This window comes from Paenibacillus rhizolycopersici (assembly GCF_014947195.2).
Lineage (GTDB): Bacteria > Bacillota > Bacilli > Paenibacillales > Paenibacillaceae > Fontibacillus > Fontibacillus rhizolycopersici.
In genome coordinates, this window is record NZ_JADCNN020000004.1 from 320,604 (window position 1) to 340,068 (window position 19,465).

The 19,465-nt window shown below is 52.6% G+C and carries 20 protein-coding genes; 8 read left to right on the forward strand and 12 right to left on the reverse strand.

Features of this window, described 5'->3' with window-relative positions:
• Positions 1-43 precede the first annotated feature (43 nt).
• The 4 genes from IM700_RS06910 to IM700_RS06925 all read right to left on the reverse strand — a co-directional run bounded on the left by IM700_RS06910 (position 44) and on the right by IM700_RS06925 (position 2,749).
• Positions 44-931, reverse strand: coding sequence for an alpha/beta hydrolase family protein (locus tag IM700_RS06910; protein WP_193414988.1), 888 nt, complete (start codon positions 929-931; stop codon positions 44-46).
• Positions 932-952: 21 nt separating this feature from the next.
• Entirely contained in the window at positions 953-1,375 is a 423-nt protein-coding gene (locus IM700_RS06915; protein WP_193415368.1) for a VOC family protein, read from the reverse strand.
• The gene (locus IM700_RS06920) at positions 1,365-2,384 is read right to left on the reverse strand and encodes a helix-turn-helix transcriptional regulator (RefSeq protein ID WP_193414987.1); all 1,020 of its coding nucleotides are present in this window, start codon (positions 2,382-2,384) and stop codon (positions 1,365-1,367) included. Before IM700_RS06920 ends, IM700_RS06915 begins: the two co-directional genes overlap by 11 nt.
• A 167-nt stretch (positions 2,385-2,551) precedes the next feature.
• Positions 2,552-2,749: a cold shock domain-containing protein gene (locus IM700_RS06925; RefSeq protein ID WP_018750471.1), complete on the reverse strand. Its 198-nt coding sequence runs from the start codon at positions 2,747-2,749 to the stop codon at positions 2,552-2,554.
• A gap of 237 nt (positions 2,750-2,986) precedes the next feature.
• Between IM700_RS06925 and IM700_RS06930 the strand changes: the two genes are divergently transcribed.
• The 6 genes from IM700_RS06930 (at position 2,987) to IM700_RS06955 (ending at position 7,770) form a co-directional block, all read left to right on the forward strand.
• Complete coding sequence (locus IM700_RS06930) at positions 2,987-3,220, forward strand: hypothetical protein (protein ID WP_193414986.1); 234 nt, start codon at positions 2,987-2,989, stop codon at positions 3,218-3,220.
• Positions 3,221-3,266: 46 nt separating this feature from the next.
• Positions 3,267-3,437: a hypothetical protein gene (locus IM700_RS06935; RefSeq protein WP_204801126.1), complete on the forward strand. Its 171-nt coding sequence runs from the start codon at positions 3,267-3,269 to the stop codon at positions 3,435-3,437.
• 249 nt (positions 3,438-3,686) lie between these two features.
• A complete protein-coding gene (gene pepF / locus IM700_RS06940; protein ID WP_193415367.1) occupies positions 3,687-5,477 on the forward strand; it encodes an oligoendopeptidase F in 1,791 nt (596 codons plus the stop codon).
• An 81-nt stretch (positions 5,478-5,558) separates the two neighbouring features.
• Positions 5,559-5,930: a LapA family protein gene (locus IM700_RS06945; RefSeq protein ID WP_193414985.1), complete on the forward strand. Its 372-nt coding sequence runs from the start codon at positions 5,559-5,561 to the stop codon at positions 5,928-5,930.
• Between the two features lie 45 nt (positions 5,931-5,975).
• Positions 5,976-7,013: a M42 family metallopeptidase gene (locus IM700_RS06950; RefSeq protein ID WP_193414984.1), complete on the forward strand. Its 1,038-nt coding sequence runs from the start codon at positions 5,976-5,978 to the stop codon at positions 7,011-7,013.
• Positions 7,000-7,770, forward strand: a complete 771-nt coding sequence (locus tag IM700_RS06955; RefSeq protein ID WP_193414983.1) for a hypothetical protein — start codon at positions 7,000-7,002, stop codon at positions 7,768-7,770. Before IM700_RS06950 ends, IM700_RS06955 begins: the two co-directional genes overlap by 14 nt.
• Positions 7,771-8,150: 380 nt before the next feature.
• Here the strand turns inward: IM700_RS06955 and IM700_RS06960 are convergent, their stop codons facing one another.
• From IM700_RS06960 to IM700_RS06990, 7 genes are all read right to left on the reverse strand, one after another.
• Positions 8,151-9,479, reverse strand: a complete 1,329-nt coding sequence (locus IM700_RS06960) for a helix-turn-helix domain-containing protein (RefSeq protein ID WP_239483667.1) — start codon at positions 9,477-9,479, stop codon at positions 8,151-8,153.
• 203 nt (positions 9,480-9,682) lie between these two features.
• Positions 9,683-10,432 (reverse strand): ABC transporter permease, encoded by a 750-nt coding sequence (locus IM700_RS06965; RefSeq protein WP_155605021.1) that lies wholly within the window; start codon positions 10,430-10,432, stop codon positions 9,683-9,685.
• Positions 10,433-11,194: an ABC transporter ATP-binding protein gene (locus IM700_RS06970; protein ID WP_193414981.1), complete on the reverse strand. Its 762-nt coding sequence runs from the start codon at positions 11,192-11,194 to the stop codon at positions 10,433-10,435.
• 153 nt (positions 11,195-11,347) lie between these two features.
• A complete protein-coding gene (locus IM700_RS06975) occupies positions 11,348-11,686 on the reverse strand; it encodes a DUF1048 domain-containing protein (RefSeq protein ID WP_193414980.1) in 339 nt (112 codons plus the stop codon).
• A gap of 69 nt (positions 11,687-11,755) precedes the next feature.
• On the reverse strand, positions 11,756-12,076 hold the full coding sequence (locus IM700_RS06980; RefSeq protein ID WP_193414979.1) for a PadR family transcriptional regulator: 321 nt from the start codon (positions 12,074-12,076) through the stop codon (positions 11,756-11,758).
• Between the two features lie 13 nt (positions 12,077-12,089).
• Positions 12,090-12,440, reverse strand: a complete 351-nt coding sequence (locus IM700_RS06985; RefSeq protein ID WP_193414978.1) for a DUF1048 domain-containing protein — start codon at positions 12,438-12,440, stop codon at positions 12,090-12,092.
• A 1-nt stretch (position 12,441) separates the two neighbouring features.
• Complete coding sequence (locus IM700_RS06990; protein WP_193414977.1) at positions 12,442-12,798, reverse strand: DUF1048 domain-containing protein; 357 nt, start codon at positions 12,796-12,798, stop codon at positions 12,442-12,444.
• Positions 12,799-13,135: 337 nt separating this feature from the next.
• Here IM700_RS06990 and IM700_RS06995 point away from each other — a divergent pair, with 337 nt between their 5' ends.
• Both IM700_RS06995 and IM700_RS07000 read left to right on the forward strand, forming a co-directional pair.
• Positions 13,136-13,609 carry a MarR family winged helix-turn-helix transcriptional regulator gene (locus IM700_RS06995; protein WP_193414976.1) on the forward strand — a complete coding sequence of 158 codons (474 nt, stop codon included), beginning with the start codon at positions 13,136-13,138 and terminating at the stop codon, positions 13,607-13,609.
• Positions 13,587-17,798 (forward strand): 2-hydroxyacyl-CoA dehydratase, encoded by a 4,212-nt coding sequence (locus IM700_RS07000; RefSeq protein ID WP_193414975.1) that lies wholly within the window; start codon positions 13,587-13,589, stop codon positions 17,796-17,798. The genes IM700_RS06995 and IM700_RS07000 overlap by 23 nt, the downstream gene beginning before the upstream one ends.
• A gap of 240 nt (positions 17,799-18,038) precedes the next feature.
• Here the strand turns inward: IM700_RS07000 and IM700_RS07005 are convergent, their stop codons facing one another.
• Positions 18,039-19,433, reverse strand: a complete 1,395-nt coding sequence (locus IM700_RS07005; protein WP_193415366.1) for an MATE family efflux transporter — start codon at positions 19,431-19,433, stop codon at positions 18,039-18,041.
• Positions 19,434-19,465: the final 32 nt, after the last annotated feature.

The window sequence follows — 19,465 nt, forward strand, 5'->3', positions numbered from 1 at the left end:
CCTTTCAGCTTGATGCTGGAAGGAACCTCTTTTTTTGTTGCGCTTAGGACAAACGACCGTAAGCCCTCAGTATTTTCAAATTTTCCACGGTAAGCCAGCCGCGCCATTCCTGCTCGGCAGCCGGGCTCGTCCCCGGAAACGTAAGCGCCCAACCGCCATCTTCCTGCTGCGTGCTCAGCATCCAATCCAAATGCCGCTGCACCTCCTGATCCGAGACAAGCTTGGCCGCATAACTATCCGGCGTTGGCGCGTAGTCCAGCACTTTGTGGACGTACCCTTCGGCCAAGGGATTGGTTTCGATTCCGCTTGGACCTGTCAGCCATTCATCCAACCTAGATAGATGCATGGCCGCCCGCTCGCGGTCGGGAACATGCTGCAAGAAGGAGATCCACTGGGCAGCATCGTGATAATCTCCGGGCAGTCCCTGTTCGACGTGGTTCCACAAAAAGTCGATATGTCTTTGAAACCATTCCTCGCGAATGATATCCGTACGTTCCTGCTGCTCCAGCAACATGCCCACGATACTTCCGGTCGGGTTGATGGAAGGAACCCCGTCCTGTTCAGTGACCCACCATGGCGCATGCGGATATCGGTTCACTTCCGTCGTTGCCCGCGGCAGGCCGCCGCCCGGAAGCGTGATGCTGCGCAAATATCGGATCACCCCGTCCAGCAGATCCGATCCAAAACCGCCGACCTCACGCATCACCAACAACGCCGTTTCAGTGGCCACCGGCTGGCTGTGCGGGCCGCGCATATCCGCCTCAAGCGCATGGCCGAAGCCGCCATCCTCGTTCTGGTACGGTCGAAGCGCACCCAGCACCTCCTCCGCAGTCCCTCCATCAAAATGATAAGCAAACCGTTTGCGATCCAACAACCGGGCATTCGAATAAATGAAAGTTGCGGCCCGTTCCAACACTCCCCGTTCACTCATAACCCTCTTCCTCCTCGCCAATTAAGCTTCGAATATCCACTCGGGATTCCAGACAACCTCCCACAAATGTCCGTCCGGATCTTGAAAATACCCTGAGTACCCGCCCCAGAACGTATCATGGGGAGGAACGGCAATCTTGGCCCCTGCCGCTTCAGCTTGCTCCATGACCTGATCCACTTCCGATTTGCTCGCCACATTGTGGCCTAGCGTAAACTCCGTGGAGCTTGGAGCATGCACGATAAGGCCGGTATCATGCGCGATACTTTCCCGTTTCCACAACGCCAGCTTCAGTCCCGCCTGCAAATCGAAAAAGGCGACGGCCCCGTGCTCGAACTCCTGGCCCACGATCCCGTCGGTCGCCCAGCCGAGTCCATCCCGGTAAAATCGCAGCGCCCTTTCCAAATCCTCCACACCGATCGTTAACACCGTCATTCTAGGTTTCATCATTCTTGCTCCCTCCAGTCTTCTCGTATCCTACGTCCGTCTCACGGGCCGGAGTAACCCGGCCTGTCCGGTACAGCTCGGCCAGCTCCGCAGCCCGCTGATGAAGCTCCTCGCGCAGAGCCAAAGGCTCAAGCACTTCCGCATCATGACCTAAACTGAAGAAATGCGATACGGCCCAATCCCATTCCGAGCCTGGCAGGATGCAATCGAGTCGCCATTCTTCCTCTCCTATTTGGTGCACCTCCTGGCCAAAATGCGGATCCTGCTCCGCCAGCAGTGAGCCCCGGTACGTCAGTTTTACAAGGAGTCGGAAGTCCTCCCTTGGGGCCCGTGTTAGGGGTTGCCTCTGCATGGCGGCCTCTCCCCTTCCCGCACCCGCATCCGGTGGGGGAGACGTCTCGTCGACCTCTACGAACCGGTCGACGCGGAACGTTCGCTTCTCGCCGTGCGCAAGCGACTCGGCTTCGCAATACCAGAACCCGTGCGCAGCGTACACGCGCAAAGGTTTCAGCGTCAGCTGCCGGCGATAATTCACCGAGCGATACTCCGCTCGGATCCACTGCCCGCCGGCGGCATAAGCCATCAAGGCGCTGAGGAACGGCGCCTGGGTCCCGCGCTCCGGCACCTCCATCTCCACGTGCCGGAGCAATGGAGCTATTTGCCCTAGCATCTGCTCGGGCAAAGCGGAGCGGATCTTGTCGGCGACGGTCCATTTCGCCTCGCGGAAGGGACTGCCGCTGTATTTGCCCATGCCGTCCAAGGCCAGCAGGACGGTCAGGGCCTCGCCGGCGTCAAGCTGCAGCGGCGGCAGCCGGAAGCCGTCCATGAGGCGGAAGCCGCCGCCAGGGCCTGAGAGCGCATACAACGGAATGCCGATCTCAGCCAGAGCCTGCATATCGCGGAGCACCGTCCGCTTGGACACCTCCAGCTTGTCAGCCAAGGACTGAGCCGTCTCCGGCCGCTGCTGCAACGCTATCACGATCGCCATCATCCGATCCATCCGCTTCATCGCTTACGTCCCCTCCCGTTAATTCCACTTTAACAAAGCAATGGTGACAACAGAATGTCACCCATTATCCTATGTATACAAAAAAACACAGCCCTATAAAGAGCTGTGCCTTTCATTATCGCGCTTGGAACCAAACTTTATAAGTGATCCGTTAAACGGAAGTGATCTTATAATTTGATTACATTAGCAGCTTGAGGACCACGGTTACCGTCAGTGATTTCGAACTCAACGGCTTGGCCTTCTTCTAGAGTTTTGAATCCGTCGCCTTGAATTGCGGAGAAGTGTACGAATACGTCTTCGCCACCTTCAACTTGGATGAAGCCATAGCCTTTTTCTGCGTTAAACCATTTAACTGTACCTTTCAAATGAACAACCTCCTAAAAATAATCGTCATCTTTGACGAATACCCATATTATACTCTATGCCCAACGACAATGCAACGTGTCAGTTCGCCCAAACTTTACGGTCCAAAACCCGCGCTAGAACGTACGGTTTCATTTGCTTTCCTCGGGGGCGTGAGTTATCATTTTACATAAAATATTACCATTAATCCGCGGGTTTCATACCTGCAAACCGAAGCCAAAGATTGGAGAACGCCTGAGATGATCAAAAAGCACGAGATATACAAAAAAGACAAATGGAACATGATGACGGTAGAGGTTCAAGGCAAGTACATCGTACTCCGTGAAATTTCCGACCAGTGGGGCGAGGAGTCGCATACGTTCCTTAGCCGTCCCGCGCTCATGGATTGGGTGAAACGCCGGTTTCCCAAGGAGGAATACGCGGGTAACGAGGCGGAATGGGATGATATCATGAACGCCTTTAAGCAGGTTTAACCCGTCCCTCCGGACCATTCCAGTACGAAACGGAGTATTAATTATGATGGATAGTTCCAACCTTCTTATTTTTATCATCTGCGCGTTTGCGCTAGGCGTCGTGGTTGTCCTAAACAAGGATCGCCTGCAGCCTCGCCTTCGGCGCGGCCTGGCCCTAGCCTCCGTCATTATGATCGCGGTGGCGTTTGGGCTGATGATTTACAGCTTCCTTGCCTGACAATTCCCTATATTTCCTGCAGCAGACGGCCATACTAGGAAAATGCCCAAAGCCAACTGGATCATGAGATCCAGCTTAACATCGGGCTCCCGACACGAATAAGGGAGGTTTTCCGGTATGAGACACAAGCGCACCCCACGTGCGATTCCCCTGCTGTTGACCGGTTGCCTTCTGGCAGCCGCATTCCCAGGCAGCGCCGCGATTGGTCAGCCTGCCTCATCATCTTACCCAACCCAAAGGAGGATTCCGATGAGCACCGTATTGAAACGTTCAGAGGTACCACAGGAGAATACGTGGAAGCTGCAAGATTTGTTTTCCGACCAAGCCGCTTGGGACAAATCGTACAACGATCTTAAGACGCTGAAAGACAAAGCCGCCGAATTCGAAGGCAAGCTCACCAATGCGGAGAGCATCAAAGCCGTATTCGAGCTGGAAGACGAGTTATCGTTGCAAATTGAGCGGCTTTACGTTTACGCCCATCTCAATCACGACGAGGATACAACGAACCCTACATATCAGGCCCTTGTGCAAAAAGCCAAGAAATTAAGCGTGGAAGTCAGCGAGGCCTTGTCTTTTATTACCCCGGAAATTCTGGCTTTGTCGGAGCAGGAGCTCGACAAGCTGATTCAAGATCCTGCCCTTGCGGACTACAAGTTCACCTTGCAGGAAATCAAACGCGAGAAAGCGCATGTGCTGAGCAAAACGGAAGAAGCGCTGCTCGCCCAGGTTGGCAATTTGTCGCAAGCGCCGCAGCAAATTTTTGGCATGATCAACAATGCCGATATGAAATTCCCGAAAATCAAGGACGAAAACGGGAACGAAGTAGATTTAACCCACGGCAGCTACATTCAGTTCCTGGAGAACCCCAACCGCGAAGTACGCGAGCGGGCATTCAAAGCCGTTTACGAAACCTATCGTAAGCAAAAAAATACCATCGCCTCCACGCTGAGCGCGAATGTGAATAAGAACATGTTCTATTCGCGGGTCCGCAAATACCCTTCTGTGCTGGAAATGTCCCTATATGGCGACAACATTCCGAAGGAAGTGTATACGAACCTGATCGATGCCGTCCATGAGAGCTTGCCGCTCCTGCAACGCTATATGAAGCTGCGCAAGAAGCTATTAGGCGTCGACGAACTTCATATGTATGACCTGTTCGCCCCGTTAGTCGAGGAATACAAGTGGGATATCACTTATGATGATGCGAAGAGCATGGTCGAGGAAGGCCTTCAGCCGCTGGGTGAGGATTACCTGAAGGTGCTGCGCGAGGGCTTCGAGAACCGCTGGATCGACGTGTACGAGAACGAAGGCAAACGTACCGGCGCATACAGCTGGGGCGCCTACGGCACCCATCCTTACGTGCTGCTCAACCACAAGGACAATCTGAACAGCATGTTCACGTTGGCGCATGAGATGGGCCACGCGCTGCATTCTTATTTTTCGGACGAAGCTTTGAAATACCGGGACGCTCAATACACCATCTTCCTGGCCGAGGTCGCTTCGACGACCAATGAAGCGCTGTTAATGGATTACTTATTGAAAAAATCAACCGATCCGAAGCAAAAGCTGTACCTGCTGACCTACTACGCCGATCAGTTCCGGACGACGTTATTCCGGCAAACGATGTTCGCCGAATTCGAGAAGCTCATCCACGAGCGCGCCGAAGCCGGAGAATCGCTGACGCCGCAAGAGCTGTCTGAGATTTACTACAAGTTGAACATAAAATACCACGGTAAAGACATGGTCGTTGACCAAGATATCGAAATGGAATGGGCACGTATCCCCCATTTCTATACGAGCTTTTACGTGTATAAGTACGCTACCGGTTTTTCCGCAGCGACGAGCTTCTCTAAACAAATCCTTGAAGATGGCAAGCCGGCGGTTGAGCGTTACCTCGGTTTCCTGAAGAGCGGTGGCAGCGACTACTCGATTAATATTCTGAAAAAAGCCGGTGTCGACATGTCCTCGCCGGAGCCGATCCGCGAAGCGATGAGCGTGTTCGAGAACGTCATCGAGCAAATGGAACAATTGACGAAGTAACCTAGGCTAAAGGCTTCCACAAAATCCCTTGCCCCAAGCGGACAAGGGATTTTATACTGTTCTAGAAGGAGGTGTACCCTCATGAAAATTCAATGGTCCTTGATTTTAGCTCTGATCTTCGCCTTGATTACCGCTGTGTTTGCCGTGATCAACGTCGACCCGGTCCAGGTGAATCTGCTGTTTGGCTCGGTCAGCTTCCCGCTGATTTTGCTGATTCTCGGCAGTACGCTGCTCGGCGGCATTATCGTCGGGTCGTTTGGCATATACCGCGGTTACCGGCTGCAACGCGAAGTCAAAGGCTTGCATGCCAAGCTTGTACATATCCAAGAAGCAACCGGCTATGTCTTCCCGGAACCAGAGAAAACGGAACGCGGCAAGAAGAAGAGAACTGCCGATACCGACACGGAGACCGGAAATGGTACCGAGTCGGCAGAGGATTCTAACCAGCCGTAATCTGTTATGGAGCACCACGGACTAAACCCCTGAAGGAGGTTTCCCATGAATATTCAACCAAATGAAACCTATATGTTAAATTTACTGAAAACCTTGCTGGATACGCCAAGCCCAAGCGGGTTCACGCGTGGGATCATGTCGCTGATTGAGCGTGAAGCCGAAGCGCTGGGCGTGCCTTGCAGCTTTAACGAAAAGGGCGGTGCGATCTTGACTCTGCCCGGCCGTGATTCCTCCCGGCGCATCGCCCTCAGCGCCCATGTTGATACGCTCGGCGCCATGGTGCGCGCCATCCGCTCGAACGGGACGCTGGCAATCACATCCGTTGGCGGATTTATGATGCACAGTATCGAGAACGAATACTGCCAGATCCACACCCGCAGCGGCCAGGTCTTTACCGGCACAATCCTGTCGACCCATCCTTCCGTTCACGTGTACAGCGATGCGCGTGACTTCAAACGCGAGGAGAAGAACATGGAGGTGCGGATCGACGAGCTCGTGGAGAACAAAGACGACGTATTGAAGCTAGGCATTGCCGTTGGCGACTTCATTTCGTTTGATGCCCGTGCCGTAATGACACCCAGCGGATACATCAAGTCCCGCCATCTGGACGACAAAGCCAGCGTGGCTGCTCTGTTCGGCCTGATGGAATCGAGCCGCCGAGAAGCCTGGACGCCGCGGCACGACCTCGTCTTCCTTATCTCCAACTATGAAGAAGTTGGGCATGGCGCCTCCTGGATCCCGGACGGCGTGAATGAAATGATCGCCGTCGACATGGGCGCGATGGGCGATGATTTGAGTTGCAAAGAGACCGATGTCTCCATTTGCGCCAAGGACTCCACCGGCCCTTACGACTATGACATGACCAGCCGGTTGATCGAGCTCGCCCGTGGCCTTGGCATCCCTCATGCGGTCGATATTTATCCGCACTACGGTTCCGATGCCTCGGCAGCGTTGCACGGTGGTCACAATATTCGCGCCGCATTGATCGGGCCGGGCGTGCATGCTTCGCATGCCATGGAACGGACCCATAAACAGGCGGTCATCAATACAACCCGCCTGTTGGCCGCGTATGTGGCCGATTAATTGGCGGCGCTGGGGGATCGCCACGGCTTCGGCTGGGGCGATCTTTCTCGGTATCCTGCTGATGATCGGCTGGGGCAGCCGCTATTTGCTCCCCCATCATTATGAATATCATAAGCTTACTGCGGTGAACGGCGTCAAGCTGCATGTCTTGGTCGTCGATCCGGAACGGATTGAGCTCCGAGCGGCGGATCAACCACTAGGGCGTTACCGCGTGTACGGCATCAACGGCGGTTTTTTCTACAACGATGCCGTATTGTCGATCGCGGTGAACAATGACCAGCCGATTCAAGGCACGGCTGGCGCTTACGGCTCCGGCTGGTACAACGCCAAATACGCCCGCGGCACGCTCGTATGGGACGGCGCCACAGGCGGCTTCTCGGTCCAGGTGGCTTCCGCCGCAGACGAGCTTTCCGTCACGGATCGCTCTCGCTATTTCGCTCAAGGCGGCGTTAGCATGAAACTACAGGATGCTGCCGGCTGGCGAGCGGCGGTTGAGGCGGAGCATCTGCCAAATCCGGATGAAGACCGGCTCCGCTCCGGTCTCGCCTATGATGCGGACGGTCAGCTATGGCTGATCGTCACGCCTACGCGCTGCACGGCCGAAGCGTTCCGCAGCGCCGTCAAGGCGACGCTCGCGGACGGCCAGCTCGTCGATGGCATCTTCCTTGACGGCGACGGTTCGGCGCAGCTCAACGCTACCGAAACCAAGCTGAACGGAGATTCCCGCGATTTGCGGCAGATTATTGTGATAAGGTGAACGAAAAAGACGCCGTGTGGCGGTGTCCTCGGTAGGTATCCTTGATGTCCCTCTTATGCTGCCTTTGCGCGATTATCCCTTTTATTCAGGGGGACAGGGGCCCAGAGTGAGGGCGAACTCTTCTCCAGTTCTTAGAGATATCTGATCAAAGGGGATAATCGTGTAAAGCCTCGAATTATATACTTTTCGATATCTTAATAAAAACGCCTATTCGTTATAAATAAACGAATAGGCGTTTTCACTTATGTCCTCTTATGTAGATTTTTATGCGCCACCATTTTGACCAAAGGCAGTGAAAATTGGTTGATCAACATTAATCGTACCGGGAGTAGTAAAGATTAAAGAAAAAAGAACCGCTAAAACAACAACGACTTTAGATTTCATAAACTCCTTTTCACCTCACATACGATATTCTTATACTTCTCACATATATCTATTGTAGCAAACTGCCTATGATGTTCTAATAATATCATAAAATCAAGAAGTGTTTCCTTATTATTCATTTTAACTGAATTCTCAAGTCCTTGCATCAAATAATTAAACCCCAATGTGAAATCATTTTGGTGTAGATAGTAATAAGTCAGATCGTACAGAAATTGATTGTACTTATCAAGTAGAACCTGGTCTTTATACAAGTCGTTAGTTTGTTTACGGTTTATGTATGCTTCGATCTCCGAATTAAATTGAAGTAATATATGATCTACATCAATATGGTGTCGGTTAGCTGCAGACATAACGTTTGAAATCGACGATATTACTTCATCAGGATTTTCTATCATAAATGATACGTAATCGGAAAGATATTCAATTTCACCGCTCATGAGTCGATTGACATAGATATTGGCACTCGACCATTTTTGAAATAACCTTAACCAATATAGAGTATCCTCGTCCTCTTCCTGTACCCAACTTAAATCGGCATATTGATAAGTGTATTCCAAAGCTTTAGCATAGTCTTCTCTACCCTCATATACTTCTGCACACAATAATTTGGCATAAACAATGTATACAAACATCGGTCTGCTAAGGCGACGTTGCATTTCGTGAAATTCTTTTTCCGAGCGTCTGGTACTGAAATAGAGGAGGCGCGCCTTACGTTCCATCTCGAGAGCTAAAACCTCAAGCCGATCCCAATTACGAAGTGAACGGAATAAGTTAGCCAAATCCTTGAGCGCATCCAGCTGCAGAACTTCATCCAACCGATCCACATAAGGTTCGAACTGATAGGCGATTTTGAGGTTATGGGCCTGGTCCGTTCCGATTCGGATCTTGAACAGGCGATACTGGCATACCGCGAGCCGCTCGGAATATTGCCTGGTTTCGCTCATCGCCACATTCTCATACAGGATTTCTGCGGCAGCGTACAGCCCTTTCTCATAAAACTCCTCCGCCAGTTCAAATAACGAGGTGGAGTACATCAAATTATCCATAAGTAAGCTAATCGTTCTTCGTATACAATCCAGCTTGTCCAGTTCGGCGCATTTACGTAGGAAAGGGCCCACTCTCCGCCAGTCGGGATTCCTCTCCTGAAGATAATCATGAATGTAATTCTCGTAATAATGTCCTATGGGTACGCCCATGATCTCCGAAATCCGGTCCAAGTGATCCATGGTTAAGGTTCGGTTCCCGTTCAGCAAATAACTCAGCGTTCCCACGTTAATATTTAACCTCATCGAGAATTGACTCAGATTCAATTCATTGTCTTTCATAAAGGAATGAACTTCCTCCAGGATCGTCGATGTACTCATTCGTTATCACCACACATTCCTTTGATACACGAGGTCTGGAATTATATGTATAAAGTTAATATATCTTCTTTTCATACTGCGGTCAATTAACATTCTAAAGCTGATGAAATATAGAAGCCCTTGCCCTCTCCGTTTGAGGAGAGGGCAAGGGCTTGCTTGCTTGCTTACCCTAACTTGCGTTTAAATGCTCTGCTCGCAAAGATGTACGCGAGGAACATGATTCCGCAGCACCAGCCAAGCGCGATCCAAATCTCGTTCCCCACCGTACCTCCGTAGAGAAGGGTACGAACGGCATTCACGATGGAGGTGACGGGCTGGTTCTCGGCGAATGCACGGATAACTTTAGGCATGGTTTCGGTAGGAACAAAAGCCGAGCTGATAAATGGAAGGAAAATCAGCGGGTACGAGTAGGCTGTCGCTCCTTCCATCGACTTCGCGGTTAATCCGGGAATAATCGACAACCAGGTCAGCGCCAGCGTGAACAGGCCAAGAATCCCAACTACCGCAAGCCAATCCAGGAGTGGAGCGCCCGAACGGAAGCCCATCAAGAGTGCGACAAGGAACACCACCACGAGAGTTAACGCATTGGAAAAGAGCGAGGTCAACACATGAGCCCACAGCACCGAAGAACGCTTGATCGGCATGGTGATGAAACGCGACATCAGCCCGCTTTTGATATCATTAAACAACCTTAAGGAAGTGTAAGCAACGCCGGAAGCGATCGCCATCAACAGGATTCCCGGCAACAAATAATTCACATAGTTGTTCGTACCTGAATCAATGGCTCCGCCAAAAACATAAACAAACAACAGCATCATCATAATCGGCGTGATCGCGACCGTGATGATCGTATCTGGGCTGCGCAGGATGTTGCGCATTAATCGACCGAGCAATACCCCTGTTTTGTTCTTCATTTATTTCTCCTCCTTCTTGCCGATGATCGCGAGGAAGATTTCCTCCAAGCTCGGCTGCTTCTCGATATATTCTACTTTCGCCGGGGGGAACATCTCTTTGAGCTCTGCGAGCGTTCCGGTCGTAATGACCTTACCACCATGCAGGATGGCGATTCGATCCGCCAATTGTTCGGCTTCTTCTAGGTATTGGGTCGTCAGCAAGATGGTTGTACCGCTCCCTGCGAGCTCTTTGACGGTATTCCACACCTCAATCCGAGCTTCGGGGTCAAGCCCTGTCGTCGGTTCGTCAAGAAAAATAACGGCCGGCGTACCGATCAAGCTCATGGCAATATCCAGCCTGCGTTTCATTCCCCCGGAGTATTTATCCGCCCGGAGGTTAGCGGCATCGTTTAGGCTGAATCTGGCAAGCAGACTGTCGGCAACTTGTGCCGGCTTCGGGACTCCGCGCAGCTTAGCGATCATCACCAGATTCTCCCGACCGGTAAGCATCCCGTCTAAAGCGGCGAATTGCCCCGTCAGGCTAATGGTTTGGCGAACCGAATCCGGCTGGCGCTTCACGTCTAAGCCACTGACCGTCGCTTCACCGTCATCCGCCTTCATCAGCGTCGATAGGATGTTAACGGTTGTCGTTTTCCCCGCTCCATTGGAGCCCAGCAACGCGAAAATTTCGCCGCGTCGCACCTCAAAATCCACTCCCTTCAAGACTTCCTTATCTTTAAATGATTTTTTAAGCCCTTTTACGGAAATCACTGCATTGCTCATCCTTTTTTCCTCCCATATTCAACTATTTAGTAGCACTGGTAACACGTATCACTTACTACCGAGTTAAAATGAAACTGAATAGCAAAGGTGAAAGTATCCATTCGGAACCAGCCATTCAGTCGGTTTGATCTACGATATGATCTGGCCTAGTTTTTATTTTTTTAATCGCTCCAGAATGCTTTGATTTAAATCTTCCCGATATTTAGCGAAGTAGGTCTTCGCATTGGTCACGAGGCCATCGGCAAACGACGCCACGTCTTCCCCGGTGATCTCCAGCACTTGTCTTCCTTCCGCCGCGCCGGCCTCAAACAAATCGATTAATTCGTATTGCATGTGCAGCATATCCATCCCGTTGCCCGCCGAGAAATTCCACATATAGTTTTGGATTTTCTTAAACACATACTGGTAATCCTCCGGCAAAGCATCCACCCTTGCCATCATCATCTTGTATTCTCTCTTATCGCCGATTAATTTTTTGAACATTTCCATCATGTTGCTTCTCCTCCTTTGGGTCGAATCTTCATGAGATGTTCCAATTAGCGTTCGGAATATCTTATGACACTAATTGGACTTCAAAGCGTTGATTTTTGACGATAGGAAATCCCATTTTTCCCAAAATAGATCAAGTTCTTGGCGCCCCGCCTGATTGAGGGTGTAGAATTTGCGCGGCGGCCCCATATCCGACGGTTTCTTTTCGATATTCACCAGGTTTTTCTTCTCTAATCGCACAAGGATGGTGTATACCGTCCCTTCCACCACTTCAGTAAATCCCAGATCGTTCAGGCGCCGGGTAATCTCGTAACCGTACGTTTCACGGCGGCTGATGATTTCCAGTACGCAACCTTCCAGCGAACCCTTCAGCATTTCAGTTAAATTTTCCATATTTTACACCCTTTTATTTCGTTTTGTCGGTCACCTTTTTCGTGGCCTTGTTCATTGCTTGGTTAACGGAGTCTTGATAAATATCGGCGTAAGTTTTTGAATCTTTGATCAGATCGTCGCAGAAAGCTGCCACATCATTCCCCGTGACTTCAAGGACGCCTTTCCCCAAGTGCGCGCCCTCTTCGAACAGATCAACAATCCCCGCAAGCAAGCCGAATCCGTCCATGAGTTCAGCGGGGCCAACCTTAAACAGATATTTCTGAATCTCGTTATAGACGATTTGATAATCCTGCGGAAGTGCTTTGACCCGCGCGACGTGGGCTCGCCATTCTTTTTTGCCTTGGAGCATTTGTTGAATATTCATGTTATCCCTCCAATTTTCCTAATTTTCTCGCGACATTTCGATTGAGCTGCTCGCGCCATTTGTCGCGAAGCGACTTTGCCCCTTCTTCGCCGGCTAGCGATGAACAGAAACCTTGGATATCGTCACCCAACACCTCATGAACGCGCTGACCGTCCGCCGCCGTTTCTTCGAGCCAACTAAGCGCTCCGTCAAGAATGGGCATGAGGTTGCGGCCGGTGAAATCGGAGTGTGCCCAAAGATTCGTTTTAATCTCCACCCATGCCGCTTGATAATCGGCCGGCAGCTTGTGGGCACGCGCCTCAAACCCTTTAAATTCCCTTGTCATGTCGTTGCCCGTAATTTTGTCCCAAAAATTCATGACGCTCTTCTCCTTTATCTCGAAAGTTCGGGGCAATGAAAGCCCACTATTCTGTCTGACTAATATTCTGTATAACTTAGTACCTGGGAAAAAGGAACCGAATAGCTTTCTGAGTACCTCACTCCCGCTATTCAGTATTGCTTATTACAGGTACATTGTAACACCGAGTAGCAGGGGTGTCAACTGGATTTCTCAATAAACTTTTCGCGGCTAGCGTACCCCGAATTTCCTTGTCCTTATTACATTTTTAATATTCGTGGGTTCCCGCCCGGTGATATGGTTTGAATATAAAGCTTTACGGTAAAAGTTTTTTTGTCTGGGGAGGGTAGGAATCGCGATGAAGGAGCATCAGGAAATGTGCATCGGAATCTGCGAGACGACATTGGATATCGCCCACAGCATGGGTCGGTTGTTTTTTAACGATGGGGAGCAGATATTGCCTAGCAAGTTTTTTATCTTACTCGCGGTTTACCGGAACGGTAAATCGACGGTAACCCAAATCGCCGAGCTGGTTGGTTTATCGTCCAGTGCCAATACGATCGCCATTAATAAAATGGTCAAGGAAGGATTGCTGGACCGGGTTCGGGATACCGTGGATAAACGCATCTGCTGGATCGATTTGACGGCGAACGGCCGCTTGGTCCTTGAAGAGATGATAGCCAAGCGCAACCATCTCTTTCAAACGATCCTCGGCGATTTTCCTGAGCAACAACTGCAGGTGTTTTTGCAGTCTTTGCTGACGATTCGGGATAAATTTGCCGTAGGAATTACGGAGACGGAGGAACATCATGTTGCTGCAGATCGGACTTGATATCGGATCCACCACGGCAAAAATCGTAGCATTGCGCGAAGGGCGCATCGTGCACCGGGCGTATGTCCGCCATTATTCGGATATCCGCAACGCAGTACCGGCATTATGGCGGGAAGTCATGGAGCGCTTTCCTAACGCGGAGGCCAGCCTTTGCATCAGCGGCTCGTCCGGGCTAAAGCTGGCGGAGTTGACCGGCATTCCGTTTCTGCAGGAGGTTGTCGCCTGCACGAAGGCGATTCAACGGCTGGCACCGGAAACGGATACTGCGATCGAGCTCGGCGGCGAGGACGCCAAGATCATCTATTTGCGCGGCGGCATTGATCAACGCATGAACAACGCCTGCGCTGGCGGAACCGGTGCGTTTATCGACCAAATGGCCGCGCTGCTGGAGACCGATCCGGCGGGGCTGGACGAATGGGCTGCCCGCTGCGAAACGATCTACCCGATCGCCTCCCGCTGCGGGGTGTTCGCCAAAACGGACGTCCAGCCGCTCCTGAACGAAGGAGCGCGTCGCGAGGATATCTCCGCCTCAATCTTTCAGAGCATCGTCACGCAGACGATCAGCGGGCTAGCCTGCGGGCGCCCGATCCGAGGCAAGGTGGCTTTTCTCGGCGGGCCGCTCACGTTCCTGCCGCAATTGCGGAAGCGTTTCATTGAAACTCTTCAGCTCGCGCCGGAAGATGTCGTGTTCCCGGACGATGCCCAATATTTCGTGGCGATCGGAGCCGCATTCCAAGGCTCCGGCCCTTTATCTCTCCCGCTCAGCGATTGGCTGGAGCGCATGGAGAATGCCGAATGGACGATTGCTCCTGACGGCGAGAACCGGCTTGCCCCCCTGTTCGCGGACGAACAGGAGTACACCGACTTCCGGAAGCGGCACGATGCGGCAAGCGCATCCCAAGCGGACTTGGCAAGCTATAGCGGTCCCTGCTTTCTCGGCATCGATGCCGGATCGACCACGACCAAGCTGGTATTGACCGGCGCTAAAGACCAAATTCTACATACGTTTTATCGTGGCAATAAAGGCAACCCGCTAGCTTCCCTAGCGGAAGCGCTGCAGGAGATGTATGCCCGGTTGCCGGAGAATGCGTATGTTGCTCGCGCCTGTGTTACGGGTTACGGCGAAAGCTTGATGAAGGCCGCGTTCCGCGTGGATGCCGGCGAGGTCGAGACGGTAGCCCACTATAAAGCGGCGGCCCGCTTTATGCCGGATGTCGACTTTATTCTCGATATCGGCGGCCAGGATATGAAATGTATCAAAATCCGCGGAGGTACAATCGACAGCTTGCTGCTAAATGAAGCCTGCTCGGCGGGCTGCGGTTCTTTTCTCGAGAGTTTTGCCGGGGCGCTTGGGCTGGGTATCGAAGAGTTTGCCTCCGCCGCCCTGGAGTCGGTCCATCCGGTGGATCTCGGCTCGCGGTGCACGGTGTTTATGAACTCCAAGGTTAAGCAGGTGCAGAAGGAAGGTGCGTCCCTGCCCGACCTTTCGGCTGGCCTGGCTTATTCTGTCGTAAAGAACGCACTGCAAAAAGTAATCAAAATCCGCAATCCTGAGGAGCTCGGACGGCGCATCGTCGTGCAGGGCGGAACCTTCTACAATGATGCCGTGCTGCGCGCCTTTGAACTACTCACGGGCAGGGAAGCCGTTCGCCCCGATATCGCCGGCATCATGGGCGCTTATGGTTGCGCGCTGCTAGCTCGCGAGCAATATGACGGAGTAGGTTGCAGCAGCCTGCTGCCTTGCGAAGAACTGCATTCGTTCACCTATGAGGTCTCGCATGCCCGCTGCTCGTTATGCAGTAACTATTGTGCCATGACGATCAATCGGTTTCCCGACAAGAGCTTCCATGTCAGCGGCAACCGCTGCGAACGCGGCGCGACGCAAAAGACGTCGAAGACCGGTCTTCCCAATCTCGTCGAATCCAAATACGAGCGGATGTTCAGCTACGCCTCGCTCCCTCCGGAGCAGGCCACGCGAGGGACAGTCGGCTTACCGCGGGTGCTGAATCTATTCGAAAACTACCCGTTTTGGCACACGTTTTTTACGCAGCTGGGGTACAGGGTTGTTCTCTCGCCGAAGTCCTCGAAAAAACTGTACGAAACCGGCATGGAGACCATTCCGTCGGAGTCCGTCTGTTATCCTGCTAAGCTGGTGCACGGCCATATTGAAAGCCTCATTCGCAGCAAAGTCGACTTCATCTTCTATCCTGCGGTCATTTATGAGAAGAAGGAAGACGCCTCGGCCGACAATCATTTCAACTGTCCGGTCGTCGCCTCGTATCCCGAGGTCATCCGGACCAATATGGACCGGTTGAGGGAGCAAGGCATTCCGTTGATAAGTCCATTCCTGAACATCGATCATGTGCCGGCTTTGAAAAAAACACTGCAAACCACGTTTCCTCGCATTCCGACAGAGGAACTGGAGGCGGCGGTTGACGCGGGGCTGCAAGAAGCAGAGCGGGCTCGCGGCGATATCCGCGCTCAAGGCGAAGCGACGCTGAAGCTGCTGGAGGAGACGGGAGCCAAAGGCGTCGTGCTCTGCGGCCACCCGTACCACAGCGATCCCGAGATCAATCACGGTATCGCCGATCTGATTGCCGGGATGGGGTTGGCGGTGTTGACGGAGGATGCGGTGTGCCATCTGGGCAGCGTCAAGCATCCCCTACCCGTCGTCAATCAATGGACGTACCATGGGCGGATGTACCGCGCGGCTTATTTCGTTAGCGGTCGGGCCGACCTGGAGCTGGTGCAGCTCACTTCGTTTGGCTGCGGGATCGATGCGATTACCGCGGATACGATTCAGGAGATCTTGGAGCGTCACCATAAGACGTTCACCCTGATTAAGGTGGATGAGATCAGCAACCTAGGGGCGGCACGGATCCGGCTGCGCTCGCTGCTCGCGGCGATGAAGGAACGGGAACCGTCGCAGAATACCGCCCGGACGGTGTCCGTACCGGTTTCGCCGGCCTCTTTTACCAAAGAAATGAAAAGCGGATACACGATTCTTGCCCCGCAGCTCTCGCCGATCCATTTCGAGCTGTTCGAAACGGTATTCCGCGGGGCCGGTTACCGGCTGAAGGTGCTGGAGAAGGCCAGCAAGCATTCGACGGAGGAAGGCCTGAAGTTCGTAAACAACGACGCCTGCTATCCAGCGATCATGACGATTGGGCAAATCATGGCGGCGCTGCGCGGCGGCGACTACGATCCGGAACGAACGGCCGTCATTCTGACCCAAACCGGGGGTGGTTGCCGGGCGACGAACTATATCGCTTTGCTGCGCAAGGCGCTGAAGGAAGCGGGAATGTCGCAAATCCCGGTTATTTCGTTAAACGCGACGGGGATCGAAAGCCAGCCGGGCTTCAAGCTTAATTTAAAGCTGATCAACCGGTTAATTGCGGCAGCCTGCTACGGCGATTTGCTGATGCGGCTCTTGTACCGCTTCCGGCCAAACGAGCGCAACTCTGGCGATACCGAGCTGTTGTTCCGCAAATGGATGGTACTATGCAAGCATTCCCTGCGGGAGTTCTCTTCTCAGGAATACAAGGGGAATATCCGAAGTATGGTTGCGGAGTTCGAAGCTCTTCCGCAAACGGGGGCTACCAAACCACGGGTTGGTATCGTCGGTGAAATTCTGATCAAATTCCATCCCGATGCCAATAACCGGATCGTAGAGGTGATCGAAGCCGAAGGCGGCGAAGCGGTAGTGCCCGATTTTCTCGACTTCATGTTCTATTGCTTATACAACCCGATTTATAAGGCGGATCACTTAGGGAAGAGCAAAATGTTGGGTTTCCTGAACCCGATAGTGATCCGATATATCGAAATGTACCGAAAACCGGTGAAGCAGGCGCTGGAATCCAGCCGTTGCCTCACCCCTCCGGAGAGCATCTACACGCTGGCGGAGAAAGCCGGACGCCTGCTGTCGGTCGGCAACCAAATGGGCGAAGGCTGGTTCCTTACGGCGGAAATGATGGAGTTGCTCGATCACGGCGTGAACAACATCGTTTGCATCCAGCCGTTCGCCTGCTTACCGAACCACATCACCGGCCGCGGAATGATCAAAGGGCTGAAGGAGCTATATCCGGACGCCAATATCGCGGCGATCGATTACGACGCCGGCGCCAGCGAGGTGAATCAGATCAACCGTATCAAGCTGATGATGTCGGTAGCCAGCGGCGTGTTGTGCTAAGCAAGTAAAAAACCTTTAAGCCAAGACCTGCCCAGGTGGGCCGGTGTGAGGCTTAAAGGTTTTTTATGCGATAAATCGAATAGAAATCGCCGATTGGGGTATTTTTGACGACATATATATGAAATTCCGAACAGATTTAGGCTCCCGAGAGAGCAAGTGCCTGTTTCTATATGAAAAATCGAATAAAATCCGAATCTCCCGAAGCAATTGAAAATTTGTATGCGAAAAATCGAATACAAGTTAGTCCTCTACCAGCCGATGCCGGTACCACTTCGTTCCGCGGAAGCGGCGCAGGAAGATGAGACCGCGGATTCCCCATTCGATGTCCATCGCCAGCCAGACACCAACGACGCCAAACGGTAGCACCACGCCTAAAATATAGCCAAGCACGACGCGGAACAGCCACATCGACAACATCGATACGACGGAAGTGTATTTCGCGTCTCCGGCCGCGCGCAGCGCCGACGGCGTGATGAAGCTGATTGCCCACAACGGAATTTGTGCGATCGTATTGATCAACACGATGGTGAAGATCTCATCCACAATCTCTGCCGGCGGGTGAAACAGCGATACGAGCGGATGGTACAAAGGAAGGATGATGAGCCCCATGACGACGAAGGTCGCCGAGGAGAGCCACAGAAACGAGCGCGTCAGCTTCCGGGCGTCCTCGATCTCCCGGCGGCCGATGCATTGCCCAACCACGGTTACGATCGCAATGGACAACGCGTTGGCCGGAATTTGAATCACCATCGCCAGCGAAGCGCTGATCGCATTGGCGGCGATGGCGTAGGTGCCCAGGCTGACGATGAAGATTTGCGTCAGAATTTTGCCGCCGTTAAAGAACATTTGCTCCGCGGCAAACGGCATGCCGATGGAGAGGATTTTTTTGAGCATCCCCCAATTAACCTGAAGCATGTCCCGCAAACGTACTCTCAGCGATTCGTCCATCTTGACCAAATAATAAATGGCGCAGGCCGCGGCTAAGTATCGGGAGACGTTCACTGAAATGTTCATCCCCATGATGCCCATGTCCGCCAAGTTGATGAGGACAAAGTTCAGCGCCACATAGGTTAGGTTCATGATCAGCGACAGCATCAAGGAGGCTCGCGACTTCCCGATCCCCCGCAGCACCCCGCATACCGCTTCGACGATCGCGATCCCGCAAAACGACAGGCTGCTGCCGATCAGATACGATTTGGCGTTCTGAAACACCTCGGCCTCCGCTGAACCAAACAACAGGTTCAAGGTGGGCGCATGCAAAGCGATGATCAGCAGGCTGATGGCAAGCGCCAGTAGCACGACCGAGGAGACGGACCCGGAGGAGGCCTTGGATACCATCGCGTCGTTGCGGCTCCCCTTGTACTGCGCCACCACAACCGTTCCGCCGGTGGCCACGGCGACAAATACGTTGATCAAGAAAATATTCAGCGAATCGACCATATTGACGGCGCTCACCGCAGCTACCCCGGAGGAGCTGATCATGGCGGTATTCACCAGGTTCAAGCCGATGATAAACGCCTGGTCGATCAAAATTGGGAGAATAAGTGCGATAATTTGCCTATAATCTATCGATTGGCCGGAGAAATGCCGATCCAAAAAGCGATGCGTTGATGCTTTCCTAGCTGCGCTTACCATGATATCAACTTCTTTTTCATTAAATTTATGCA

Bases quoted from the DNA above. Each gene is read 5' to 3' on its own strand.
- IM700_RS06910 (WP_193414988.1), bottom strand. From the start codon at position 931: ATGAGTGAACGGGGAGTGTTGGAACGGGCCGCAACTTTCATTTATTCG.
- IM700_RS06915 (WP_193415368.1), bottom strand. From the start codon at position 1,375: ATGAAACCTAGAATGACGGTGTTAACGATCGGTGTGGAGGATTTGGAA.
- IM700_RS06920 (WP_193414987.1), bottom strand. From the start codon at position 2,384: ATGAAGCGGATGGATCGGATGATGGCGATCGTGATAGCGTTGCAGCAG.
- IM700_RS06930 (WP_193414986.1), top strand. From the start codon at position 2,987: ATGATCAAAAAGCACGAGATATACAAAAAAGACAAATGGAACATGATG.
- IM700_RS06935 (WP_204801126.1), top strand. From the start codon at position 3,267: ATGGATAGTTCCAACCTTCTTATTTTTATCATCTGCGCGTTTGCGCTA.
- pepF (WP_193415367.1), top strand. From the start codon at position 3,687: ATGAGCACCGTATTGAAACGTTCAGAGGTACCACAGGAGAATACGTGG.
- IM700_RS06945 (WP_193414985.1), top strand. From the start codon at position 5,559: ATGAAAATTCAATGGTCCTTGATTTTAGCTCTGATCTTCGCCTTGATT.
- IM700_RS06950 (WP_193414984.1), top strand. From the start codon at position 5,976: ATGAATATTCAACCAAATGAAACCTATATGTTAAATTTACTGAAAACC.
- IM700_RS06955 (WP_193414983.1), top strand. From the start codon at position 7,000: ATGTGGCCGATTAATTGGCGGCGCTGGGGGATCGCCACGGCTTCGGCT.
- IM700_RS06960 (WP_239483667.1), bottom strand. From the start codon at position 9,479: ATGAAAGACAATGAATTGAATCTGAGTCAATTCTCGATGAGGTTAAAT.
- IM700_RS06965 (WP_155605021.1), bottom strand. From the start codon at position 10,432: ATGAAGAACAAAACAGGGGTATTGCTCGGTCGATTAATGCGCAACATC.
- IM700_RS06970 (WP_193414981.1), bottom strand. From the start codon at position 11,194: ATGAGCAATGCAGTGATTTCCGTAAAAGGGCTTAAAAAATCATTTAAA.
- IM700_RS06975 (WP_193414980.1), bottom strand. From the start codon at position 11,686: ATGATGGAAATGTTCAAAAAATTAATCGGCGATAAGAGAGAATACAAG.
- IM700_RS06980 (WP_193414979.1), bottom strand. From the start codon at position 12,076: ATGGAAAATTTAACTGAAATGCTGAAGGGTTCGCTGGAAGGTTGCGTA.
- IM700_RS06985 (WP_193414978.1), bottom strand. From the start codon at position 12,440: ATGAATATTCAACAAATGCTCCAAGGCAAAAAAGAATGGCGAGCCCAC.
- IM700_RS06990 (WP_193414977.1), bottom strand. From the start codon at position 12,798: ATGAATTTTTGGGACAAAATTACGGGCAACGACATGACAAGGGAATTT.
- IM700_RS06995 (WP_193414976.1), top strand. From the start codon at position 13,136: ATGAAGGAGCATCAGGAAATGTGCATCGGAATCTGCGAGACGACATTG.
- IM700_RS07000 (WP_193414975.1), top strand. From the start codon at position 13,587: ATGTTGCTGCAGATCGGACTTGATATCGGATCCACCACGGCAAAAATC.
- IM700_RS07005 (WP_193415366.1), bottom strand. From the start codon at position 19,433: ATGGTAAGCGCAGCTAGGAAAGCATCAACGCATCGCTTTTTGGATCGG.